At 49.2% G+C, this 23,485-nt stretch carries 27 protein-coding genes; 1 reads left to right on the top strand and 26 read right to left on the bottom strand.

All coding sequences use genetic code 11. The features are described from left to right. Positions 1 to 19 precede the first annotated feature (19 nt). Positions 20 to 772: a LysM peptidoglycan-binding domain-containing protein gene (locus tag FH749_09080; protein MTI95628.1), complete on the top strand. Its 753-nt coding sequence runs from the start codon at positions 20 to 22 to the stop codon at positions 770 to 772. A 35-nt stretch (positions 773 to 807) separates the two neighbouring features. Here FH749_09080 and speE read toward each other — a convergent pair whose 3' ends face one another. The 26 genes from speE to FH749_08950 form a co-directional block, all read right to left on the bottom strand. Beyond that, positions 808 to 1,620, bottom strand: a complete 813-nt coding sequence (gene speE / locus FH749_09075) for a polyamine aminopropyltransferase (GenBank protein MTI95627.1) — start codon at positions 1,618 to 1,620, stop codon at positions 808 to 810. 49 nt (positions 1,621 to 1,669) lie between these two features. Next, a complete protein-coding gene (locus tag FH749_09070) occupies positions 1,670 to 2,251 on the bottom strand; it encodes a hypothetical protein (GenBank protein MTI95626.1) in 582 nt (193 codons plus the stop codon). 38 nt (positions 2,252 to 2,289) lie between these two features. Beyond that, entirely contained in the window at positions 2,290 to 2,487 is a 198-nt protein-coding gene (locus FH749_09065) for a DUF1858 domain-containing protein (GenBank protein MTI95625.1), read from the bottom strand. A gap of 6 nt (positions 2,488 to 2,493) precedes the next feature. Beyond that, positions 2,494 to 3,216 (bottom strand): class I SAM-dependent methyltransferase, encoded by a 723-nt coding sequence (locus FH749_09060; GenBank protein ID MTI95624.1) that lies wholly within the window; start codon positions 3,214 to 3,216, stop codon positions 2,494 to 2,496. After that, positions 3,213 to 3,536 (bottom strand): ribosome silencing factor, encoded by a 324-nt coding sequence (rsfS, locus tag FH749_09055; GenBank protein ID MTI95623.1) that lies wholly within the window; start codon positions 3,534 to 3,536, stop codon positions 3,213 to 3,215. The genes FH749_09060 and rsfS overlap by 4 nt, the downstream gene beginning before the upstream one ends. Then, a complete protein-coding gene (locus tag FH749_09050; protein ID MTI95622.1) occupies positions 3,533 to 4,732 on the bottom strand; it encodes a LytR family transcriptional regulator in 1,200 nt (399 codons plus the stop codon). The genes rsfS and FH749_09050 overlap by 4 nt, the downstream gene beginning before the upstream one ends. A gap of 35 nt (positions 4,733 to 4,767) precedes the next feature. Beyond that, complete coding sequence (gene nadD / locus FH749_09045) at positions 4,768 to 5,373, bottom strand: nicotinate (nicotinamide) nucleotide adenylyltransferase (protein MTI95621.1); 606 nt, start codon at positions 5,371 to 5,373, stop codon at positions 4,768 to 4,770. Next, positions 5,366 to 6,619, bottom strand: a complete 1,254-nt coding sequence (gene obgE, locus FH749_09040) for a GTPase ObgE (protein MTI95620.1) — start codon at positions 6,617 to 6,619, stop codon at positions 5,366 to 5,368. The genes nadD and obgE overlap by 8 nt, the downstream gene beginning before the upstream one ends. A gap of 89 nt (positions 6,620 to 6,708) precedes the next feature. Then, a complete protein-coding gene (locus FH749_09035; protein MTI95619.1) occupies positions 6,709 to 6,990 on the bottom strand; it encodes a 50S ribosomal protein L27 in 282 nt (93 codons plus the stop codon). 4 nt (positions 6,991 to 6,994) lie between these two features. Further along, complete coding sequence (locus FH749_09030) at positions 6,995 to 7,324, bottom strand: ribosomal-processing cysteine protease Prp (protein MTI95618.1); 330 nt, start codon at positions 7,322 to 7,324, stop codon at positions 6,995 to 6,997. Then, a complete protein-coding gene (gene rplU / locus FH749_09025) occupies positions 7,325 to 7,639 on the bottom strand; it encodes a 50S ribosomal protein L21 (GenBank protein MTI95617.1) in 315 nt (104 codons plus the stop codon). Positions 7,640 to 7,751: 112 nt separating this feature from the next. Then, on the bottom strand, positions 7,752 to 8,468 hold the full coding sequence (locus FH749_09020) for a DUF2344 domain-containing protein (GenBank protein MTI95616.1): 717 nt from the start codon (positions 8,466 to 8,468) through the stop codon (positions 7,752 to 7,754). Further along, positions 8,381 to 10,225, bottom strand: a complete 1,845-nt coding sequence (locus FH749_09015; protein MTI95615.1) for a TIGR03960 family B12-binding radical SAM protein — start codon at positions 10,223 to 10,225, stop codon at positions 8,381 to 8,383. Before FH749_09015 ends, FH749_09020 begins: the two co-directional genes overlap by 88 nt. A 5-nt stretch (positions 10,226 to 10,230) precedes the next feature. After that, positions 10,231 to 11,082 (bottom strand): hypothetical protein, encoded by an 852-nt coding sequence (locus FH749_09010; GenBank protein MTI95614.1) that lies wholly within the window; start codon positions 11,080 to 11,082, stop codon positions 10,231 to 10,233. Positions 11,083 to 11,169: 87 nt separating this feature from the next. Continuing rightward, the gene (rodA, locus tag FH749_09005; protein MTI95613.1) at positions 11,170 to 12,285 is read right to left on the bottom strand and encodes a rod shape-determining protein RodA; all 1,116 of its coding nucleotides are present in this window, start codon (positions 12,283 to 12,285) and stop codon (positions 11,170 to 11,172) included. Then, a complete protein-coding gene (locus tag FH749_09000; GenBank protein MTI95612.1) occupies positions 12,278 to 14,005 on the bottom strand; it encodes a hypothetical protein in 1,728 nt (575 codons plus the stop codon). Before FH749_09000 ends, rodA begins: the two co-directional genes overlap by 8 nt. After that, complete coding sequence (locus tag FH749_08995; protein MTI95611.1) at positions 14,002 to 14,508, bottom strand: hypothetical protein; 507 nt, start codon at positions 14,506 to 14,508, stop codon at positions 14,002 to 14,004. Before FH749_08995 ends, FH749_09000 begins: the two co-directional genes overlap by 4 nt. Before the next feature lie 17 nt (positions 14,509 to 14,525). Continuing rightward, positions 14,526 to 15,350: a rod shape-determining protein MreC gene (gene mreC / locus FH749_08990; GenBank protein ID MTI95610.1), complete on the bottom strand. Its 825-nt coding sequence runs from the start codon at positions 15,348 to 15,350 to the stop codon at positions 14,526 to 14,528. 23 nt (positions 15,351 to 15,373) lie between these two features. Continuing rightward, positions 15,374 to 16,399, bottom strand: coding sequence for a rod shape-determining protein (locus FH749_08985; GenBank protein MTI95609.1), 1,026 nt, complete (start codon positions 16,397 to 16,399; stop codon positions 15,374 to 15,376). Between the two features lie 76 nt (positions 16,400 to 16,475). Continuing rightward, the gene (locus tag FH749_08980; GenBank protein ID MTI95608.1) at positions 16,476 to 17,156 is read right to left on the bottom strand and encodes a JAB domain-containing protein; all 681 of its coding nucleotides are present in this window, start codon (positions 17,154 to 17,156) and stop codon (positions 16,476 to 16,478) included. 16 nt (positions 17,157 to 17,172) lie between these two features. Continuing rightward, a complete protein-coding gene (gene maf, locus FH749_08975; protein MTI95607.1) occupies positions 17,173 to 17,730 on the bottom strand; it encodes a septum formation protein Maf in 558 nt (185 codons plus the stop codon). After that, positions 17,727 to 18,215 carry a Gx transporter family protein gene (locus tag FH749_08970; GenBank protein ID MTI95606.1) on the bottom strand — a complete coding sequence of 163 codons (489 nt, stop codon included), beginning with the start codon at positions 18,213 to 18,215 and terminating at the stop codon, positions 17,727 to 17,729. Before FH749_08970 ends, maf begins: the two co-directional genes overlap by 4 nt. A gap of 71 nt (positions 18,216 to 18,286) precedes the next feature. Further along, positions 18,287 to 18,661, bottom strand: coding sequence for a NusG domain II-containing protein (locus FH749_08965; GenBank protein MTI95605.1), 375 nt, complete (start codon positions 18,659 to 18,661; stop codon positions 18,287 to 18,289). Between the two features lie 5 nt (positions 18,662 to 18,666). Then, complete coding sequence (locus FH749_08960) at positions 18,667 to 19,680, bottom strand: FAD:protein FMN transferase (GenBank protein ID MTI95604.1); 1,014 nt, start codon at positions 19,678 to 19,680, stop codon at positions 18,667 to 18,669. A 36-nt stretch (positions 19,681 to 19,716) separates the two neighbouring features. Then, positions 19,717 to 21,987: an NADH dehydrogenase gene (locus FH749_08955; GenBank protein ID MTI95603.1), complete on the bottom strand. Its 2,271-nt coding sequence runs from the start codon at positions 21,985 to 21,987 to the stop codon at positions 19,717 to 19,719. A gap of 4 nt (positions 21,988 to 21,991) precedes the next feature. Next, a complete protein-coding gene (locus tag FH749_08950) occupies positions 21,992 to 23,473 on the bottom strand; it encodes a monovalent cation/H+ antiporter subunit D family protein (protein ID MTI95602.1) in 1,482 nt (493 codons plus the stop codon). Positions 23,474 to 23,485: the final 12 nt, after the last annotated feature.

The raw sequence follows: 23,485 nt of genomic DNA, 5'->3' as shown, positions 1-23,485 counted from the left end.
TACTAAGGGACGGTGAATTATGTTAAGAAAGCTATCGAGAACAGCGACGTTTACCATCTGTTTGACGATCCTCCTCGCGTCATTATCCACTGCCTACGGTCAAACTTATCAAATCAAGCCCGGAGACAACCTGTGGCGTATATCAAATCAGTTTGGGGTTTCAGTACAAAACCTGAAAGATGCCAATGATCTGTCCAGTGATTTGATTTATGCAGGCAGAGAGTTGAAAATCCCCCAAGTACACACGGTAGTGCGTGGCAACACCTTGTTTATGCTGGCCCGTCAATATGACACAACAGTTGATGCGATAAAACAAGCCAATAACCTGCAGAGCAACTTGATTGTAGTCGGGCAACGTCTGACCATGCCCACCCGGCAACAATCAAACGGCAATCCAAATGGGCAGCGAATGAATGTAACCAGCGAAGAAATGGATCTCCTGGCTAGGGCAGTATACAGCGAAGCCCGGGGAGAACCATTCAACGGTCAGGTTGCAGTGGCAGCAGTCATTTTCAACCGCGTTGAACATGATGAATTTCCCAACACAATTTCCAGCGTAATTTTTGAACCTTGGGCATTTACCGCTGTTCATGACGGCCAGTTTTGGCTCACTCCTAATCAGACAGCGTATGACGCTGTAGAAGAAGCTTTAGAAGGTACCGATCCCAGCCAGGGCGCAATCTTCTACTACAATCCGGTTACCGCCACCAATCAATGGATCCGGATACGTCCAATAATCACTCAAATTGGACGCCATGTATTTGCCCGTTAAAAACGTGCCTTAAGAGGACTCAACGAGTCCTTTTTTTATTTCAACAAATCTTGAAAATATGCAGGCAGCATAAAAGCGCCTTGGTGTATAGCATCATTATAATACCGGCAGCCGCTGGTGACTGACATATTAACCCCTTTAATGTTTTGACCGGCCAGGGCAAAGCTCCAGGGGCCAATCGAATAGGTTGGAACGTTGGCCCAGTAAAATCGCACATCTTGAAATATCTGTCGCAAACCCTTAGTGACCTGGCGGATCAAATCCTGATTGAAAAGCGGCGACTCTGTCTGAGCAGCCATCAACCCTCCCGGTTTGAGCGCCCTGAAAATATCACTATAGAACTCCCGGGCAAATAATCCGACAGCCGGACCGACGGGGTCTGATGAATCAACCAAGACACAGTCATAGGCCGCCTCCCGCTTACGTACATACTCAATCCCATCACCAATGTGGACTCTAACCCGGGGGTCATCCAGACCGCCTGCCAACTCCGGCAGAAATTCCCTACAGAGCCGGACCACATCGCCGTCTATTTCCACCAGGTCAACGGAATCAATATTATGTTTCAAAACCTCCCTCACAGTCCCTCCGTCACCGCCACCGACAACCAGCACTGTTTTCGGATTGGGATGGGTGTTGAGCGGAACATGAGCCAGCATCTCATGATATATGAATTCGTCACTCAGAGTTGTTTGAATAACCCCGTCTAAGATTAATCCGCGACCGAACTCAACAAATTCTACAATATCGATCTTTTGATACTGGGATTGGTGGGATGCCAGAGTGCGGGCGAGTTTCCATTGCACTTTGATATTCTCGGTTTCTCTTTCCGAAAACCACAAATCCATCATATTCACCTCCTGTCTAATCATACCATGTCTTCCGGCGGCGACCAAACTACTCAACACATATTAAGCTGCGGATGTTTTCAAATGTCTTGGGCCCGATTCGGTCGACATTCATTATGTCTTCGGGACTGGAAAAACCGCCGGTCTGCTCTCTGTAAGTGATAATCCTCTCCGCGATCGCAGGTCCGATTCCAGGCAGTGTTTGCAATTCGCTGAGGTTGGCTACATTGATATTTATCAGGCCATTTGTCTGTGATTCGGTTTGCTCAGCTCTTTGCAAAGCAGGAACATAGATTTTTTGCCCGTCAAAAACATAGGCAGCCAAATTTAGCGTGTCGGCATTGCCCTCACTCTTAATACCCCCGGCGGCAGCCAGCGCATCTTGAACCCGGGCCCCGTAAGTAAGCTCGTACACCCCCGGATTGTTAACAGCGCCGGCAACATGCACTAGCACAGATGCGTCAGCTTCTGTGCTTTCCGCCGGCGGGGCCGAGCGCAGATTACACGTCCCGACAATCGCCATCATAACAGCCAAAATACTCACAGCCAGCACTTCTTTAATGGAAATTTGCATATCTCCCCCCCCCCGATATGTGTGAATATTCAACAAAAGGGGTGAGAAATCCTGCATATTAAAAGCTGTTGTCGAAACAACAGCTTTTTGGCTACTTATTTAACTTCGTTTAGCTTATCCATTAAGAGGTCGAGGTTGATTCCATGCACAGCTGCGGCTTGTTCAATTGTTTCACCGCTGGCTGTGGGGCACCCCACACAGTGCATACCGAAACTTAAAAAAACATCAACAGTCTTCGGTTCTTTTTCAAGTACTTCCCGAATTGTCATTCCCTTATCGAAACTCACAGTCATCACTCCTTAGATTTTTTTGCCGACAAAGGTGATCCTCTGTGTCTTAAAGCCAGGCGAACGCATAGTATAGTCATCCTTCAAGTCACCGACCGAGAAACCAGTTTGTCGCAACCAGTATAACAGGGATGACGGTTGATAGCAACGCTCCACAATCGAAATGCGATGCCGGCTGTAGAAATCCCCTTTCCTTTCGAATAGGGTCAAATCAGCTTCGTTCCAGGGGTAGCTGAAATGATTCTGCCAGATTATTTCACCAGTATCGGAAGACAAATAAAATAAATTGTCGGCTAGAATATGCCGATATTTATCCGGCGAGTTGATGTCAAATATAAAGCATCCGCCGGGACGCAACTTGCGGTAAACCTGCCGGAAGACAGCGATGATATCTTTCACCTGGATGATATGGTTAAGCCCATCACAAGTACAGCAAACCAAGTCGGCTGTTTCGGTAAAATTAAAAAAACTTTGGTGCAGCCATTGAACCTGGCCGCTGCCCGGTTTGGCACTGGCGATACTAAGCATCGCCGGTGATATATCAATCCCGATGACCTGAAATCCGGCCCTGCTTAAGCGCAAAGCCAAATTGCCTGTCCCGCAACCCAAGTCAATAATTTTTGCTCCGGGCGCTGCAAAAGCAGCAATAAATTTTGCCCAGCGCCCGTAGGGAACTGATGCCATCAATCGGTCATAATGCCTTGCCAAAGTCGCGTAGGGATCAGGCGTATTCAAGCTTCTCCCCACAGCCGTTCCAGCTGGTAGTATTCGCGGCTGGCAGGCAAAAACACGTGAATGACAACATCAATATAATCCAGGAGAATCCACTCTCCTTCCTGGTACCCCTGCTTGCGAAATAACTGTACATCATGCTCGGCAAGAGCATCCTGAATTGAATCAGCGATGGCTCTGGTCTGTATTTTGTTGGAACCGGTGATAACTAGAAAATAATCCGCAACCGATGATTGCCCGCTGATATCGAGAATGCTGATCTCTTGGGCTTTCTTGTCGTCAGCAGCGCTTACAGCAATGTCTAAGAGTTCGGTGCCAGTCATTCACTACCTCCAATCAGATCTTTACCTAAGATAATTGAAACCGGGTTTTCGGAATCATTATATTCACCCTCAATTAACGCCGGCTCACAGTCCAGAATCAGCGCCAGTTCCAGCGCAGCCAATTGGTACTCAGGCAAATAATAAATCTGGGTTTGTTGAGTAACGTCGGCATTGTCCACTCGGCCAATCTGGTATTCCAAAGCTCGCAGGTTTTCAGCCGAACTGCCGGCGAACCCATCAACCCCGTTACCATTATAAACATCTACAACCAGAGTATCCCGGTTGTACGCGGGAATATCCTCCAGAAACTGCCTGACCACCAAATTGACTAGCCGTGGTTCCGCTGACCAGAATCTGTCGTTATCTGCGCTCAACCACCGGCCCGGCAGCAATAAAACATCCGAATTATGTTGATTGACTGCCGCTAAAGTGTCCCGGAAACGGGCAAGCTCCCGGGCGGATAAATTTGTGTCATGCATAGTGTTTACCAATCTCAGATTATCGACCATATTAACTAGATTATTTAGCGCAAAAACTTCATTAAAAACCGCGACTATCAATTTGTTATGGGCATAAATTGCTTCCGGAGACAAGGAGTCGTCGGCCAAGGCGGCAAAAGCCTGAACGTTGGTGTCAGAAATTGAGTTTGCACCGGCAGCAAAAACATAATCGGTATCATCGATGGTTACCGAATGTCCTTGCTCCAGTGTTATTTGTAACGGCTGCACTGACTCCAACAGGGCCGGTAACTCATCAAATTCATAGGTTAACCAATAATCCACAGAAAGGGAGCCCAGCAGGTTGTCCAGCGAACTGATAACAGGTTCGATACCCTTATGGGCAAACATTTTGGATAACGATTCCCTGACACCGTCCGCATCGTCCACCAACGTTTCCGGTGGAATGTTTAGCAGATATACAGGACGCGAACTGTCGGCGGGTACACTCAATATCGATGCGGTAGTGACGGAGTCTTGATAACTACCGAGCACCAAAAACTGGGTGCGCTCCTGATCCTGAGGATACCAGATTGTCGGACTATCAGACACTCTGAGCGCATTATAGAGCGTAAAGAAATTGACACTCGCCGCAATCAATATAAGAAACACAACAACCGTCAGAATCGTGCCCATACGCCGGTAGTTGAAGCCCCTGCGCCGGCGCCGATAATACCCGGAACGTGAATATCTACGCACTGTGCTTACACCTCCCCATATTTATTCTTTCAACGCTAGACGCGTTTTTCCTTCAGATACAAACCCCTTTCCGCAATAAAATCAGCCACTGCCTCAGGAAGCATGTACCTGACACTCTTATATTGTTGTATTCGCTGGCGAATAAAAGTAGAAGAAATCTGGACGATTGGCGCATCACAAATTTCTAACCGCAGGTTCAAACTCCGGCGTACACCTGTGAGATCAAGCTCAGACCAAGCTTGTCGGGGATAAACCAATAAAGTACATAAAGCGGCAATCCTTTCCGGGTTGCGCCATGTTTCCAATTCTGTCACTGAGTCGCTACCCAACAAGAAGTACAAGCTGTCCGCCTGTAGCTGGTAACGTGCTTGCAATTGTTCCAGGGTCTCATATGTATACGCCGGTTCTCGTCGCTTGATTTCCGTATCATCAACCGAAAACAGAGTGTTTCCGGCAATTGCAAGTCGAACCATCTCCAGGCGCTGGGCCGCTGTGCAGCGCACCTGTTTGTGGGGAGGGATGCCTGCAGGCAAAAAAGTCACCGGCGCCCCCAGCTTCTCCGAAGCCAGCTGCGCCATCAGCAAATGGCCTAAATGAGGGGGATCAAAAGAACCGCCAAAAAATATTTTAATTTTACTCATATGTAAACTCCTGGTCGGCTATGACCACAGTATCTCCCTCTTTGATACCGCAAGCCCGCAAGCGGTCGTAAACCCCGATACGTTTTAGCATTCGAAAGAAGTTGCGAACGGCATCATCGTTCTCGAAGTCTGTCTTTGCAGCCAGGATTTCCACCCGCCTGCCCCGGACTACAAAATAATCTTCCACCTTATCTACAATAATCCCTTCCTCCGGGGTGAGATCAATAACCGGTGACTGTTCAGGGGCCACCAATGCTTGTCGAGGCAAGTCCTGAAGCTTGCCCGCAACATGATGCATCAGCTCTTTCAATCCAGAACCGGTTACACCGGAAACCACAAACACCTCGCCCGGCAATTTGCTACGCACTTGCTCCACGTAAGCTGCCTCTGCAATATCACTCTTATTGAGGACGATTATCTGAGGCAAGCTTGCCAGGCGATCATTAAATTCTCCTAGTTCAGCATTTACAGCCTTCCAGTCGGCAAGAGGATCACGCCCGCTGAGGCCCGAAACATCCAGCACGTGAATTAACAGGCGGGTGCGCTCAACATGACGCAGAAACTGATGCCCTAACCCCTTACCCTGGGCAGCGCCCTCAATTAAACCGGGAATATCCGCCAAAACAAAAGAGTCATCGCCGGCTGCCACTACCCCCAGATTGGGTGTAATTGTCGTAAAAGGAAAGTCGGCAATTTTCGGCCGTGCCGCTGAGACATTAGCCAGCAAAGTTGATTTGCCAACATTGGGAAAACCAATCAACCCCACATCGGCCATCAATTTCAGTTCCAGACGCAGCTCAATTTCTTCGCCTGGCAGCCCCAATTCAGCTGATTTAGGTGCACGATTGACAGAGTTGGCGAAGCGAGCATTACCACGACCACCTTTTCCACCCTTGGCGACAACAAATGTCTGCTCATCCTGATCTAAATCGGCCAGCAGTTTATTTGATTCGGCAGCGTAGACAATGGTTCCCACAGGGACCTCGATGACCAAATCATCGCCGTTTTTTCCATGGCGGTTTCCCTTTCGGCCAGCAACGCCATCTTCAGCTTTAAACTTGCGTTTATAACGAAAACTGAGTAAAGTATTCTTCTCCGACACGGCTTTCAAAACTACATTGCCGCCATTGCCTCCGTCGCCGCCATCAGGCCCGCCGCGGGGTACGTATTTTTCCCGCCGGAAACTGACTGCCCCGTTACCGCCGGCGCCAGCGCTGACTATGATTTTCACAAGATCCACAAACATATTTTCACCTGCCGTCTAATCTATTGCTATTGTTATATGATACCATTAATAGAGGATACAAAAAAACTCCGGTCACCCGGAGTCTTTAATTATTGCGCATAAACACTGACCTTTTTACGGCCACCCTTGCCATTGCCTTCATAGGCAACTACGCCGTCAATTTTGGCGAATAAAGTATCGTCACCGCCGATACCGACATTATTACCCGGGTGGATTTTAGTGCCCCGCTGGCGAACAAGAATTGAACCTGCGGACACAAACTGGCCATCCTGCCGCTTAACGCCCAGTCGCTTAGAAATAGAATCGCGGCCGTTTTTAGAACTGCCAACCCCTTTTTTTTGGGCAAATAATTGCAAATCAATCCTGAACATCGGCTTACACCTCCTCGTTCATTAACTGGATATAGGTAGGATATTGTCGGGCGATATTTTCCAGACCGACAATCAAAGTTTGTAAAACAATCTGTGCGCGCTCAGTTTGTCGCTCATCCAGGCCATCAGGTATGCGACAGTTTAAAAAGCCTTCATCCCGGGCCCATTCCGGCGCAACACCCAACACCTGCGTGAGCGCGGGGATTGCTGTCTGACTCAAGGCAGAAACGGCCGCGCAGATTATGTCGGCGCCGTGGACGGCATATAGAGAATGCCCGGACACCGAAAATCCAACTATCAGCTGATGGTGGTTCTGGATAGTTATCTTAATCATTTAACCAAGCGTGATTTTTTCGATGCTTACTTTGGTGAAGGGCTGACGGTGGCCCTGCTTACGACGGTAATTCTTTTTGGCTTTGTATTTAAAGACAATAACTTTTTTGCCTTTGCCCTGTTCCAAAACCTTTGCTTCCACACTGGCATTGGCAACTAGGGGATTGCCGACTTGCAGTTGCTCATCAGTGCTCACAGCCAAAACTTCGTTGAGAGTCACAGTTTCACCCGGCTCAGCATTGAGCTTTTCCAGGGAAATGACATCACCTTCGCTGACCCGATACTGTTTGCCGCCACTTTGAACGATTGCGTACATTTCTACACCTCCAATACAGCGTACTCGCCGAACCTAGGCAGCCATAGGCATTTAAACCCGGTCCGAGCGGTTAAAACCACGCCTTTAATATTAGCACATCCGCCTATTCCCGTCAACAATCAAGGGATTTTAAACCAACAGGCAAGTCTCCGTCAAAGCAAGTGAAAAATTCCGTCCTGATCACCCGCAACAACGGAGATTCTGGGAAAAGATGGGCGGCTGCCAACTCCGGCCGCACAGTCACCTGGTTTTGAACATGCAGGCGCAATTGCAGTATCTTCTTGTCCTGATGCCAATAGATCAAAAAATCTTTGATATTAAATTTTTTGTCCTTTTGTTCAACAATAGAATTGCCTGCCAGTATTCTTTCTGCCTTTTCCATGTCGGGCTCTTTGGCAAAGTAAAGCTCATAGCCAAGCCCAGCCACCATAGCAGTCAATTTTGGCATGTTTTCAGGGGCCTCCTGACATGCAACGACCAATAGTCCCTCGGGCAGAATCGCGTTCAGTCTAACCTGCAAATCTCCTGGCGTTACTGGGGTCAAAACGCTAATTTCCAAGAGCTCTCCCCGGGATTCATAACCGGTGGCCAGAGGCAGGGCAAAGCGCATCTTAGGATGGGGATTAAACCCTTTGCTCATTTGCATTTGCACCCCGGCAATCTTCAACACCCGCTGCCACAAGCGTTGCAAATCCAAGTGGGAAATAAACCGCGCCGGACCAGTTTTAGAAAAAGAAACTATCAATCGCACGTGCGTTCCCCCCGACTCCAGGGTTTTAGCGAATAGGCAGTGCAAATTCCACAACCATGGCAATCGAAGAATGTGCAGTCAGCGGTCTGCTCGGCTGCTTCCGCCCGCTCCGCCTCTCTTGCCAAGAACTGTTTGCGAATGCCGCTATCGATGTGGTCCCAAGGCAGCTTTTGCGCAAGGGGCATCCGATTACATACCAGTTTTCGGGGATTGAGCCCATTGCTCATAAAGGCCTGTTCCCATAAATCGGGGCGGAAATGCTCCCGCCAGGCATCAAACCGACACCCCAGCTGCCAGGCAGTAAAAATCGCGTTAGCCAACCGCCGGTCGCCTCGGGCCAAGGTCGCCTCCAAAAAACTCTCTTCCCAGCCGGTGGTCTGAATCTTGATATTTTTTGCCGGCAGCTGTTTTCGCAGCAAATCTTGTCTATACTCCACTTCTTCTTTCTCTAAAAGCGGCTCCCATTGAAATGGGGTGTGGGGTTTGGGAACAAATGTAGAAACGCCAAGATTTATCCGCAGCCGGCCTTTGGCGCCTCCTGCTTCCCGGTAGAGAGTTTGGATTTTAGCGACCAGAGCGGCAATACCCAACACATCATCGCGGGTTTCAGTAGGCAAACCAATCATGAAATATAATTTTACCGTGGTCCAGCCATTGCTGAACGCAGATTTCACCGCAGTCAGGATATCGTCTTCAGTGACATTTTTGTTTATCACGTTCCGAAGCCGCTGGGTGCCAGCTTCTGGCGCCAGCGTCAGTCCGCTCTTGCGCTGGGCGCCGGTGAGCTTGGCAAGGTTAACGGAATATGAGTCGACCCGCAGGGACGGCAATGCCACGCTGATACCGGGCTTCATAAACCGACTAATTAACTCCTCAATTTCGGTATAATCAGCGCTGCTAAGCGAGCTGAGACTAAGCTCCCCGGATCCAGTTTTCGCCAACAGCTGTTGGCCCTGGCGTGCAAGCAGATTGGAATTGCGTTCCCGCACCGGCCGATAAATCATCCCGGCCTGACAGAATCGGCAGCCCCGGGCGCAGCCCCGGCAAATTTCGATACTTGTGCGATCATGCACCGGTTGCACAAGCGGTACAATTACGTTTTCCGGCAAAGGAAATTCGGCGAAATCATTGACTATCCGCTTGCGGGGTCGAGATGGAACCAAGTCGTTGATTGGTATGGTTCCGATATACGCTCCCGCTTGATCGAACTGGGGATGATAAAATTCCGGCACATAAATTCCTCCGATTGCAGCCAGTCGCACAAGCGTCTGTTCCCGGCTCCAGTCCGAGGATTTTGCCTGGCGTACAAGTTCAATAACTTCGGCAATCAGCTCTTCACCTTCGCCGAGTACAAACGCATCGACAAAACCGGAAAGCGGCTCGGGATTATAAGCGCCAGGCCCGCCAGCAATGATAAACGGCAAACCAGTCCGCTCCCGGGTCCAAATGGGAATGTCGGCAAGGTTTAGCATGTTGAGGATGTTTGTATAACCCAACTCATATTGAAGCGTAAACCCGACTATATCAAAGGCCGCCAGCGGACGTTTGGTCTCCAGGCCAAAAAGAGGAATATTATTATCCCGCATTTTCGATTCCATGTCCGGCCAGGGTGCAAAGACCCGTTCTGCCTGCGCTCCCGGCAGTCGATTAATAATATCATAGAGTATCTGAAAGCCCAGATAGCTTGTACCTATCTCATACACATCAGGGAACGCCAAAACCACGGAAACGTCTACCGAATCCAGGTTTTTGCGAACGGCATTAATTTCGTTGCCTGTATACCGGGCCGGCTTTTCCACCTCAGGGAGAATTGCCTCCAACTGTTCCCAAAGCATGCACATCAATCCTCTCGTCCACTGTCAATTAAATCAGCTAATTTTCTTTCGCCTGCGCCTTCCATAAATTTGGACAGCAATTTGTGTTCGGAAACCTGACCACAAACCGTCCAGTCGGCTTTCAAAACCGAAATCAAATAATAGCGCTGGGGACGCATGAATTTAAAGACATCTTTAATTTTAGCATCTTTGCTGGCGACAAAATTATCGGCGTTCAGTAACGGCTGCCCCCGAAGCTGACGGAGACGGCCAACCGCATATCGCATCAGCGGTACCATCAGATTCTTCTTTTCGCTGTATGCATTGTACAGCAAAAACACACCGGCTGCAAATATTGTCGGATTGGGTACCCCTTGCCATAAATACAATCCGCCCAAGGCCAGAAGACCTATACCACAAACATGACCACTGAAAACTGTGATTTCAGTTGCCCGGTAAAATGAAGTCCAGCCAATCAGAGAAGCCCGGAGAATACGTCCCCCATCAAGAGGCAAAGCCGGAAGCAGATTAAAGGCCATAAGCATCAGATTGGCGCTAACAAAATATGCGCCAAAGCCGGAGCCTTGCGAACTTATAGTCATTGTCAATAGCGCGGTAAATAGACTGGCCACCGGGCCGGCCAAAGCAATTCGAACTTCTGAGAAAGGATTTAGCTCCACCAAATCATCCAACTGCAAATAACTGCCGATCGGATAGAGGGTAATTTTTTCTATCCGATACCCCAAAGCCCGGGCGACCAGCGCATGCCCCGCTTCATGAATACCGAGCGCCAAAAGCAACGCTGTCGCTTCCCGGAAATGCCCAAGAAAAATGAATAACGCAAATAGGAGCAAAAAAAAATGCGACACCTTAATCATGTCCTGCACCAGCCCCCAAATTATCTGATGCTAATAGATATTATTTGGGAGCAGTCAGATATGCCAAAGCCCGGCAAAAGCCGGGCTTTAAAATAGCGAAGAATCTTTGTGGGCGCTGACACTAAGCACCAGGCCTAGAGCCATGCAGGTGGCCAAAAACGAACTGCCACCGTGACTAATTAAAGGCAGGGGCAAGCCGGTGACTGGCATGATGCTGATGGTCATACCCACATTGACCAAGAGCTGGAACATCAGCATGCTGGCAACGCCAATACAAAGGTAACGTCCCAAACTGTCCTTGGCCTCCATGGCGACCTTGAAAACCCGCCAGATTAAGAGCATATAGACAATCAAAAACGCCACAGAGCCAACAAACCCCAGCTCTTCCCCAATAACCGCGAAAATAAAGTCGGTATGGTTTTCCGGCAAAAAACGGAGCTGGTTGTGGATGCCCTGGAACAGCCCGCGGCCTTTAAACTGGCCGGCGCCAATTGCCACCTTGGACTGGATGATTTGCCAACCGCTGCCCTGGACATCCTGCCAGGGATCAAGAAAGATCGTGAGCCGGGCAATCTGATAATCTTTCAACACAAAGAGAAATGCTAGGACACCGGCGATTACCCCTGCCACCGAGAGCACGGCCAAATGCAGCCAACGCAAGCCGGCGACAAACAACATTCCAAACAGAATCGCAATCAGCACCAGAGATGTCCCCAAATCCGGCTGTTGGAAAATCAGGAGCATCGGCAAGGCCGTATGGGCAAAGGGCAGTACCAAATCAAACCAGCCCTCCACCGTCCGCCCTTCTTTGGAGAGCAGTATGGCCAGGGTGATTATTATACAAACCTTTGCAATCTCCGAGGGCTGCAAGTTGAAAAAACCAATTCGAATCCAGCGCTGGGACTCATAAATCTCGTACCCCCGGAAGATAACCAGCACCAGGAGCGCAAGGTTGAACAAATAGATTGGAATCGCCAACCGGCGCAGCTCGTTATAATCAATCAAGGAGAGCACAAGCAAGGCGACAAGACCCATTCCCAGCCGCATCCCTTGATTAAGAAAGTAATTGGCGTTAAGCACATCAGTCAGGGAGCGGTCTGTTGTCACATATGAGGCCGTGACCATCAGCACGCCAAAGAAAGAGAGGCCGAGAATTAATGACAGAAGGGTGAAGTCATAATTCTTGAGAATTTTTTTATTCATCCTCGTTCTCCTCCTCAATCAGGCCAAAATAGTAATCAATAATATCCCGGCCAATTTCGGCGGAGCGGGAACCAAGAACACCATGCTCCATGAAGGCGACAATCGCAATCTCCGGCTCGTCATAAGGGGCGAAGCCGACCCACCAGGAGTGGGAGTCATAGCCCTTCCTGCCATCCTGGGCTGTACCGGTCTTGCCAGCCACATCGAAGGGCAGGCCCCGGAGCGAGGCTGTGCTGCGGGCAGCAGCCCGCATGCCCTCGTGAATGACGAGCATGTTCTCAGGAGCGAAAGCGTATTCCGCCAGCACTTCCGGCGCAAATTCCTCAACAGTTTCCCCGTTGGCATCAACAATCTGCTCAACCATATAGGGCTTGTAATGAATGCCGCCGTTGGCCAGCATCGTCACATAATTGGCAACCTGGAGCGGTGTAAATTCATTCAGCTGCCCATAGGAAATCTGGACGGTGTCACCACCCCACCAGGAATCCTGAGCGCGTCGAAAGTCCAGGGAAGTTTGCTGCTCACCTTGAGGCAAGTCTGTAAAGCCGGCATTCCTCACTTCCCGGGTAAGGCCGAACATTTCTGCATACTCATAAATCATTTCATACCCGAGGCGGACGCCCATGGTGCCAAAGTAAATATTGCAGGAGCGGTCCAGCGCGCCGCGCATACTCAGGTGGCCATGGGCAACAGAGTTATAACATACAGTTGGAAAACTGAGGATGCTGGTGCGACCAGTACAGCGAATCGTTTCTGTCGCTGTCGCCTTATTTTCTTCCAACGCGGCAAGGCCAGTAATCATTTTAAATGTTGAACCAATCGGGCGCCGATAACCAACTGCCCGATTAATCAAATATCTGTTTTCCGAGTCCCAGAGCGAAGTTTCATGTTTTTTGTTGGCGTCAAAAGTCGGCTCACTGACCATAGCCAGAATCTGCCCGGTATTGACATCCATAACCACAACCGAGCCGGAATAGGCCTGGTGAGCGCCCCGTTCCTCCCGGTTAAACTCAATCACCCGCTGCAAGGAATCCTGGGCTGCCTGCTGCAGGCCGGCATCAATGGTCAAATGCAAATTATGGCCCGGCACTGCCGGTTGACTGTATACCGGGGCGCCCACCGGCCGTGCGGTGGCGTTGACCTGAACGACGCTGAGGCCGTCCTGTCCCGTTAGATATTCATCCCATTGTAATTCCAGTCCTTCTGTGCCCGTATAATCAATATTTGTCCTTCCCAAAGCATGGGCCAAAAGCATCTCCTGGGGATAAACTCGCTTGGGAGTCACTTGAATAACCAGGGCCGGCATCCGATGCCGGTTTTCTTCCAATAGAAGCACCGTCTCAAAATCTATATCCCTGGCAACCACAACCGGCTCAAACCGCCGGGAATGACCGGCCACCCGCTCAACAATGTCTTCGACGGGCATGTCTATGATTGATGACAGCACCTCGATAGTTTCATTGCGTCGATCGCTATCCGGTTCATGGGCCAGGGCGACATTGTACGCAGGAATGTTGTCCGCCAACTCAACGCCGTCGGCAGTAATGATTTTACCCCGGGGAGCTGTCTGTACCAAGTGGCGGAAGCGGTTGTTTTCGGAAACATTGCGCCAATGCTCACCTTCGACAACTTGAATTTCAAAGAGGTTGTACACAAGCACCAGCACAATAAGGGCGGACAAAATACGGAGTAAATGCATACGGAAAATCGTCTGTTTCATACATTTTCCCCCAATACAGCCGCCATCGAAGCCTTGCCCCGGACCCGGAACAAGGCAAGGACAATAAGCAACAAGCCAAGGTTGGCCAAGAGATTTATGCCGGCATTAAACTGCAGTGTTGCCAGCAACTGACCGGAGTCCATGCCGTTCATATAAAATATAAAGGTGGCTGTCAAATCTTGAACCAAGGTTGCCACCGCCAAACGCAAGCCGCACATGTATACCCGCTCCACCAGAAGATTGGTCTTCAATTCCCAAAGCGCTACCGCAGACACAAAGTACATCAGCATAAACATGCCGGTGATTTCGCCATACAGCACATCCTGGACCAATCCTGCCAGCAAAGCAAAACCTAAGAGTTTGTTCCTGCCGGCAGTAAAGGAGATGAGCACCAGAAACACTAGGGCTGCATTCACCGGCAACCGGGGCAGAAACACAGGCAGAAAACTACCTTGTAACAATACCAGCAAAATAGTTGCACCGGCCTGATAAACAGATTTCATGGGCTCACCTGCCTTTCCTAATCATAATTGACGATAATCAGGACTTCTTCCAGACGCTCAAAATCCACTTCCGGGCGAATCAGGGCGCTGCGCTCTAGGGTTACCAGATCATCATAAACCTCCACCACACGGCCAATTACCAAGCCTTTGGGATAGATTCCCGTCAGTGGCGAAGAAATAATCACATCGCCTTCGGAAATATTGGAATCCGCCGGCAGCCGCGTCAACTGGGTGTAGCCGGCGGGACTGGTCAGTCCAAGCAATACGCCATTATCACGGGTACGCTGAACAATGGCACTGATACCACTGTCCGGACTGATAATCAATTGGACCTTGGAAAATGTAGGCGAAACAGAGATAACCTTGCCTACCAAACCTCTGTGGGTCACCACAGGCATGTCCAATTCGATTCCGTCATTAGAACCTTTGTCAATTGTAACTGTTGAGAACCATGTGGACGGATTCCGGCCGATAACCTGTGCCGGTGTTGTTTCAAAAGGTGCGTCTTCAGCGAAGTCCAGCAGTTCCCGCAACCGGCGGTTGGCATGCCGAACTTCCAACAATTCATATTCAATCCCGGCATATTGGGAGAGTTGTTCCTTTAGCTCCCTGTTCTCGATGAAAACATTACGAACATCTACCATAAACCCATGGGAGCTGACAAAAAAATCAGCCACCGCGTTAACTCCCACCTGGAGAGGATGTAAAGCCTGGGCAAACAGGTCTTCGATGAACTCAATGCGCTCCGGATTACTAGAGCTCCAACTCATTGTCAGACTGAGCACCAGGATAATTAGAACCCCGTTAATAATTTTTTGTCTTCGCCTGATTGCCGGCAGCATGTTATCCCTCCCCTCAGGTAATATTAGCGCTTAGCAGCCAACGCAACGCGACGTAATAGCTCAATTTCCCGTAATACTTTGCCTGCGCCCAAGACAACACAGTCCAGGGGATTATCGGCAATTACAACCGGCATGCCGGTTTCCTTACTCACCAAGCGGTCAAAGCCGTCAAGCAACGCGCCGCCTCCGGTCATGACAATGCCACGGTCCATAATATCCGCAGCCAACTCTGGTGGCGTTTTTTCTAACGTGACCTTAATCGCTTCCAAAATGCTGTTGATTGGATCTTTCATTGACTGATTAATTTCACCAGCAGTTACGCTCAAGGTCTTGGGTAGGCCGGAAACCATATCCCGCCCTCTAATTTCCATGGTTTTATCTTCGGATTCAGGAGCTGCCGAACCAATGGTAATTTTTATGTCTTCAGCAGTTCTTTCGCCGACCATCATATTATATTTTCTCTTAATATAATGAATTATACTTTCATCCATTTCATCGCCGCCAATCCGTATGGAACGATGGGTGACAATACCGCCAAGAGCGATGATCGCCACGTCGGTGGTCCCACCCCCGACATCAACAATCATGCTGCCGTTGGGTTCTTCCACCGGCAATCCGGCGCCAATTGCTGCAGCCATCGGTTCTTCGATCAAATGGACTTCCCGAGCTCCCGCCTGGTGAGTAGCTTCTTTAACTGCACGCTCTTCAACAGCAGTGACTCCCGAAGGCACACATACAACAACCCGGGGTTTACGCCGAAACCAATTTCGCCGATATGCCCTGCCAATGAAATAACGAAGCATTTCCTGAGTAATATCAAAATCGGCGATAACACCGTCTTTCATCGGTCTGATGGCAACAATGTGACCGGGGGTGCGGCCAATCATACGTTTGGCGCTCTCACCGACCGCCAAAACCTGGTCCCTGTCCCGGTGCTTCTGAATCGCCACTACTGATGGTTCCCGAAGAACGATTCCTTTTCCTTTTACGAATACAAACGTGTTTGCAGTTCCGAGATCAATTCCAATATCCTGTGACAAAAAACCCATCAAGCTCACTAAGCGGTCTCCTTTCAAATTTCAAGTGCATTGAATAGTTTGTTTTGAATTAGTTTACCCGGAATAATCAAACATAGCCCCGTTCTTTCAGACTACAAAATACACCATCGCCAATAACCAGATGATCGAGAACATCTATCCCCACCAGTTTGCCAACCTCGACCAAACGCCGGGTTACATTGATATCCTCCTGACTCGGTGTCGGATCGCCGCTGGGGTGGTTGTGAATCAGAATAACGGCGGCGGCGCTCCGCTTAATAGCGCGGGCAAAAACCTCCCGGGGATGGACAATTGACGCATTGAGGCTGCCCCGGGAAACCTCTTCACAACCAATGATTATATTTTTCGTGTTCAACAATAGAAGACGGAATTGTTCGTGCTGCAAAAAACGCATATCTTCCATTACCCACGCTGCAACATCATTGGGTGACTTGACCCGCACAACTTCAGCTTCTTGTTGATTGAGCCGGCGGCCAAGTTCTAAAGCGGCCTTAATTTGCGCTGCTTTAGCATGGCCAATACCGGAAGTTGCGGCGCAAATCTCCTCAACGCCGGCATGATTCACTCCCCGTAAGTCTCTGAATTGATAGAGCACCGATTCAGCCACCTGAATAGCGTTCTGATCCCTGGAACCTGTCCGTAAAATTATCGCCAACAGCTCCTGGTCAGTCAAGGTGTTCGGTCCATAGCGGAGCAACTTTTCCCGGGGACGCATATCAGGAGGTATGTCCTTAATGGTATACCTCACAGCATCCTCCCCCTGTCTAAATATAACCCTCCAGCAAGCGGGCTGTCGTCGCCAACGGCAACCCAACTACATTATAATAGCAACCGTCAATTGCTTCAACAAATTTACCGGCCTTATCTTGAATTCCGTAACCGCCAGCTTTGTCCAGTCCATTCCCGGAAGCGCTGTATTCATTGACTTCTTTAGCAGAAAGCTTACGAAACAAGACCTTTGTAACCACAAATTCCCTATTAAGGATTTCACCAGCACGGGCAATAACTACCGCTGTGCCCACAACATGTTGTCGATTTGAGAACTGCATAAGCATATTATAATTTTCTATGCTGTCCCGAGGCTTGCCAAAAATTTTCGTCCCAAGACAGACGATTGTATCTGCCCCGAAAACAAGCGCTTCCGGGTTTTGATCTGATATAAATTTTGCCTTTGCGCTCGCCGTATCTAAAGCATATAGTCCCGGCACCTGTAATGGGCCGGGACTTTCGTCCACTGCTGCTGGAAACACATCAAAATTTGGGGTAATCTGCTGAAGCAATTCCCGGCGACGTGGCGAAGCGGAAGCAAGGATTAGGTTCATCGCTGCAAACCTCCCTGAATTTTTGCCTTAGCCATCGCCTTAATCAACAAGCCGGCCGTAAGCCCAACCATAATGCCCGTAGGCACAGCAAAGAATAGCAAATATGGCAAAAGCGTAAACGTGGCCACTTGCTCCAAAACCCAACTAGCTACGGTCAATTGCGCCACGTTATGGGCCACCGCTCCGGCAAGGCTGATGCCCACCAGACTAAGGCGCTCCCGGAAGCGTCCATAGAGTAGCACCATCACCAACCAGCTCAAAAGCGCCCCAGACATACTCATGGCAAAGCCAACCACGCTAAAGCCAATTAGCAGAGAGCCGAGGATAACTCGGCTCACAGCGACAGCAAGACCAAACCGGGCGCCGAGAAGCGCAATTGTAGCGACTGTAATTATATTTGCCAGTCCCAGTTTTGCCCCGGGAACCGGTAACGGCGGCAGCATTCCCTCAAGAACATGGAGGACCGTAGCCAAAGTTGTCAGCATCGCCGCCAGGACCAAACTGTAAATATAAATCCGATTACTGGTTCCGGGTCTTTGCATCAATATCACCCTCGTTAGTTCGTAATAAAATCAAAATCATCTTGCTGACCGCGCACATGAACAATAACCCGGTTGGGCAGACATGCTATCGGCCTGCCGGGACGGTCTACCCATCCCATATTCACACAAACTTTATCCGGGCAATCGGAATGACTGACACGGACCCGGTTTTCACCCAGTTCAACGGTTGTAATACCAATTATCCCATTCACATCGATAATATCATGACGGCCCTGTTGGCTCAGGGGATAGCTGAATCGCTCATCGCCATCGACTTCGATCACTATCTCACCGGTATCTGCCTGCCAGGGGCGAAACTGCCAATAGGCAAGGCCACCAATAGCGACAAACAATATCAGTCCCAAAATCAGCCAGTCTCCACGTCTCATAAGCCTTACCTCAACTCTAACCGGTCTTCAAGACCGCTGGTCCAATGAATCTCATCATCAGCGTCCCAAATCAAAGCTTCCACGGAGTCAAGGGATTCAGCAAGGGCGAGCCCTTCCTCCGGTCCCATCACAAAAATTGCCGTAGAAAGCAAATCGGCCAGTTCTGCAGTCGGCGCGACAACAGTTACACTTTTGCAAAGATTACCTGGCAGACCTGTGGCCGGATCAATAATATGATGAAAACGTATGCCGTCTTGTTCAAAATACCGCTCATAATCGCCCGAAGTAACAATCGCGCTGTCGGACACTTCAATCACAGCAAACAGATGCTGTATTTCATTTGGATTCTTAATGCCAATCCGCCAGGGCGTTCCGTCGGGCTTGGAGCCTGATACCCGAATATCGCCACCGGCATTGACAGTGGCATATTCAACACCGTTGGCAAGTAGAAAATCAACAGCACGATCGACAATATAACCCTTGGCAATCCCACCCAGGTCAAGACGCATACTCTTCGGCAGCGCTATAGTTTGTCTGTCCGTGTCCACTTCAACCCGTGTATAGTCGACAAGCGGCAGATTATCGGCCAATTGCGCTTCATCCGGAAAACGTTTTTCGCCAAAGTCGTATAGGTCCAAAACAGGCGCCAGCGTTATATCAAAAGTGCCATTGGTCAAGTCGGCATATTGAAGCGCCGTGTTGACTACATTCAAGGTATGGGGACTTACAGACACTGGTTCAGAACTGGCGCTGATCTTTGCCACATCACTGTCCGGCAGATGAGCGCTGAGAATTGCTTCCAGACGCTGCATTTCCGCTTTCACCGCTGTCAAAACGCTTTCGGCCTCTGCGCTTTCCATTGTCGTAACAATCCGGACATCCACCAATGTATCCATAATATCGATATAAGTTTCGGTATACTCTTTTAGGTCTGGGTTATTTGTCGGCGACTGGCCATTTGAGCAGGCTACCAGAAAGAATATGGCTACCAACAACAACCCAACGCGTAGATATCTCACCGTTAACGCCTCCCTGCTGGGAAAATTAGATATTGCTTAACGTGTGCCGTACACCAACAATATTACCACAACGACGACAAAAGCAATTGCAACAAAAATTGATTCAACATTAAGATTGCTCAGTTCCCATTGGGGATTAGCCAATTGGTCCTGCAGGGAATGCCACCACTGCCGTTTGACAGGTGGTTTTTTGTATTCAGAGACATCAAACAACCCCTGCTCCATCGAATTAAGCCGGTGAATCGCCCGGGTCGAAACAAGACCCAGGTCTGAATACAGTTTATCCAAATCCTGGTCCAGTCGATCAAGATTGACACAAAACTGTTCGGAGCGGCGGCCCATGGACATATAAAGACTGTCCAAGGCTTGATCCCAGGCATCGATTGCATTGCATACATCAACCGAAATATTGCCCACACGGTAATAAAGGCGGTTTATAGAACCATCGACATGACCCAGATACCGGCATAGCTCCAAAGACATATCGCCAGTACTGGCGTAAATTTTGTTGATAGAATGATCAACTTTGCCCACATAGCGGCAAATTCCCATGGAGGCATCGCCAGTACCATGATAGACTTGGTTGACCTTTCGGTCAATAAACACACCGGGGCCTAAACAGAGCATCATAAACCCCTGCGCAATTGGGCGGTAAAATAATTTCTCAATACTGAACCAATCCGGAAAACGCAAGCGGTCAAGTCTTACTTTGACCACCAACAACCAAATCACCGCCGCAACGGCGATTGTCTTAAGCATGCCTAGCAAATCAGGACCGCTCCACACATTGACGGAAAGAGCGTAATCTAACGCCGATTCCCCAACGCCAACAGTGTCCATAGCAGGAACAATCAATTGCCGGGTCGTGAAATGGGGAAACAGACCGACAAAAGCGATTGCTGCTGAGCCGATTAATAGCGGCACCTGGTACCAGCGAGGTAGACGACGGGGAATAACTGCATCCCCGCGGACAGGCCCCATAAACACATTCAAAAACATTTTTAGAAAATAGCAAATCGTTATCGCGCTTGCGACAACAAAGACTTTTTCACCAAACCATAAAACCCAACCGGGGTTATAGTGTTCCAAAGCTTCAATACCATGATGCAAAAATGTTTTACTGGCATAGCCATTAAGTCCAGGCAGACCGGCTATACCCAGGGCGCCAAAGGCAAATGTAGCCGTTAGCAACGGACTTTGTCTTGCCAATCCACCTAGACGCTTGTAATCCAGAGTGCCGGCATAAGCCAGGATGACACCCGCCACCAGGAACAAAGTGCCTTTAAAAACAGAGTGGTTAAGAATGTGAAACAGCATTCCGGATACGCCTAGGCCTACATTTCCCCGAACAAATAAGGCAACTCCCAGTCCCAGTATCACATAGCCTATTTGACTGATGCTGCTGTACGCCAGCGTCTTTAACATGTTGGTCTGGCGCAGAGCCAGAAAGGCGCCGACAAACATGCTGCCCAGCCCCAGTCCCACCAGAAGCCAGCCCATAAAACTGCTATTGGCTGTGCCGCCAAAGGGGAACAATACTTCCGAATATACCCGCAGCAGGCCATAAGCGCCGGTCTTTATCATCAAAGCTGAAGAGATAATATTCACAGGCACCGGGGACACGCTGTATGCCTTTGGCATCCAAATATGCAGCGGCACAACACCGGTTTTAATGCCAAAACCGAAAAGAAAGCAAACAGCTGCGGCGATAATAATATTTGATTCGGCCTGGAGAGGCAGGAAATCAGTATTGCCAGCCACATAATAGACCAGGATAATCCCGGTAAGCAAGGCAAGACCACCGACAACACCAAGTAGTAAATATAAATAACCTGCATTCAGCGCTTGCTCGTTTTCCCGGTGAATAACTAGCACGTACGAAGCAAAAGTCATTAACTCAAAAAATAGAAACAATGTTACAAGATCAGCCGCCAGCACAACCCCCAGACAACCCAGCAGTGTCAACTGCATGAACATAAAGAAACGCCCCGGGGAATTTATATTTTTCAAAAACTGAACGGAGAAAATTGACACGACTGAGGCAGCAGCCGTAAACAATGTTGTGAAGAAAAAAGCGAGGGTATCCATTCGCAAATTCAAGCCCAGCAACAATACATTGGACAAGGATACTCGGGCTGTTTCTCCACCGGCCTTAATGCCGGCACCGAATAGTAACGCGGCTGTGAGCAAGGTAAGAATCAAATTGATAATCCCAGGGTTATTCAGGCGCTTGCGGGCAGTGAGAAAAATAACACTACCCATAAGCGGAACTGCCAGGGCACCGAAAATTAGAAATTCCATGGACATGGATTTATCCCCCCAATAACATTTTGGCAGCGATTTCGGCCCATGTCAAAGGAAAATTCAGAGGGAACAAGCCAAACAAGATGCAAGCAATTGCCAGCACACATACTGGCCAAAGCATTGACAGCTTCAACTCGGAAAACGGTTTTGCCCACACTTTCTTTTCGGGGCTGACACCGAAGAAAGCAGAAATAATAATCGGTAGATAATAAATACCGTTCATCAAACTACTGAGAATTAACAATACCACAAAATACCACTTTCCTGCGTCCAGCGCTCCCATGGCAAGCACAAGTTTAGAGATAAACCCGTTGAGCGGCGGAATCCCAATCATTGCAAAAGCAGCGATGGAAAAAGCAGCCATGGTAATTGGCATCTGCAAGCCAATACCCGAAAGCTCATTAATCTTTCGTTTGCCGGTTTTATAAATGATTGCCCCGGCACATAAGAACAAGGTAGACTTCATCAGTGCATGGGAAAAAATGTGAAAAATACTCCCAGTCAGACCATTAAGATTCATGAACGCCATGCCTAGCAAAACATAGCCCATTTGACCAATGCTAGAATATGCAAGTCGACGCTTGATATCGGTTTGGGCAATCGCCACCGCCGAACCCAAGAAGATTGTAATTGCGGCCATTACCAAAAGAATGTTGTGCCAACCTGCTTCCTGGATAAAATCAACGCCGTAAACATTATAGATAACCCGCATCATACCGTAGGCGCCGGTTTTAAGCATTATCCCTGACAAGAGCGCACTGGCCGGTGACGGCGCCACAGGATGGGCGTCGGGCAGCCATACATGCAGCGGGAACACACCCATCTTCATGCCAAAGCCGACTATGAATGCGAGAAAAGCAGAGAGCGCAAGCTGATTCGGTTCGCTGAACAGAAAGTTGTCGGGTAGAATATTGACATTGCCGGCGATTTCGTAGGCAATGACGATTCCAAAAAACAGGGCCAGACCGCCAATCAAAGTCAGAATCAAATACTTATACCCGGCTGCCATGGCCGCAGCAGACTCCTCGTGGACAACCAACACATATGAAGAAAGGGACATCAGTTCAAAGAACACAAACAGGCTGAAGAAATCACCGGTCAAAAACACACCCATGCAGCCGCCGAGACTGAGCAGCAAAAAGGGATAAAAACGGTTTTGACCGCCCTCATGGTCCATGTAAACAGTTGAATAGACCGTGGATAAAAACCAAACTGTCGAAGCAATCGCTGCCAAGATAAAGCCCAGCATATCAACACGGAAAGAAATGCCAAAGGGCGGGAATATCCGCGGAAACGCAATTGCCACCTCGCCGACATCCCTGATTTGCGGGTACATTGCTATGACCAAGACCAAAGTAGTTCCGGTTATCAATTGGGCAAAGAAATCGCGCAACCGGGCAGACCGTCGTTCAATTATATAAAGGGGAATGGTCGCCACGATAGGCAAAATTGTTGCCCAGACCGGCAGATAGTTAATAAAATCAGCCATAATTACCGCCTC

It is taken from the genome of Bacillota bacterium, from assembly GCA_009711825.1.
In the GTDB taxonomy this organism is placed as follows: Bacteria; Bacillota; Proteinivoracia; order UBA4975; family VEMY01; genus VEMY01.
This window is presented reverse-complemented; position numbering and strand designations above follow the sequence as displayed.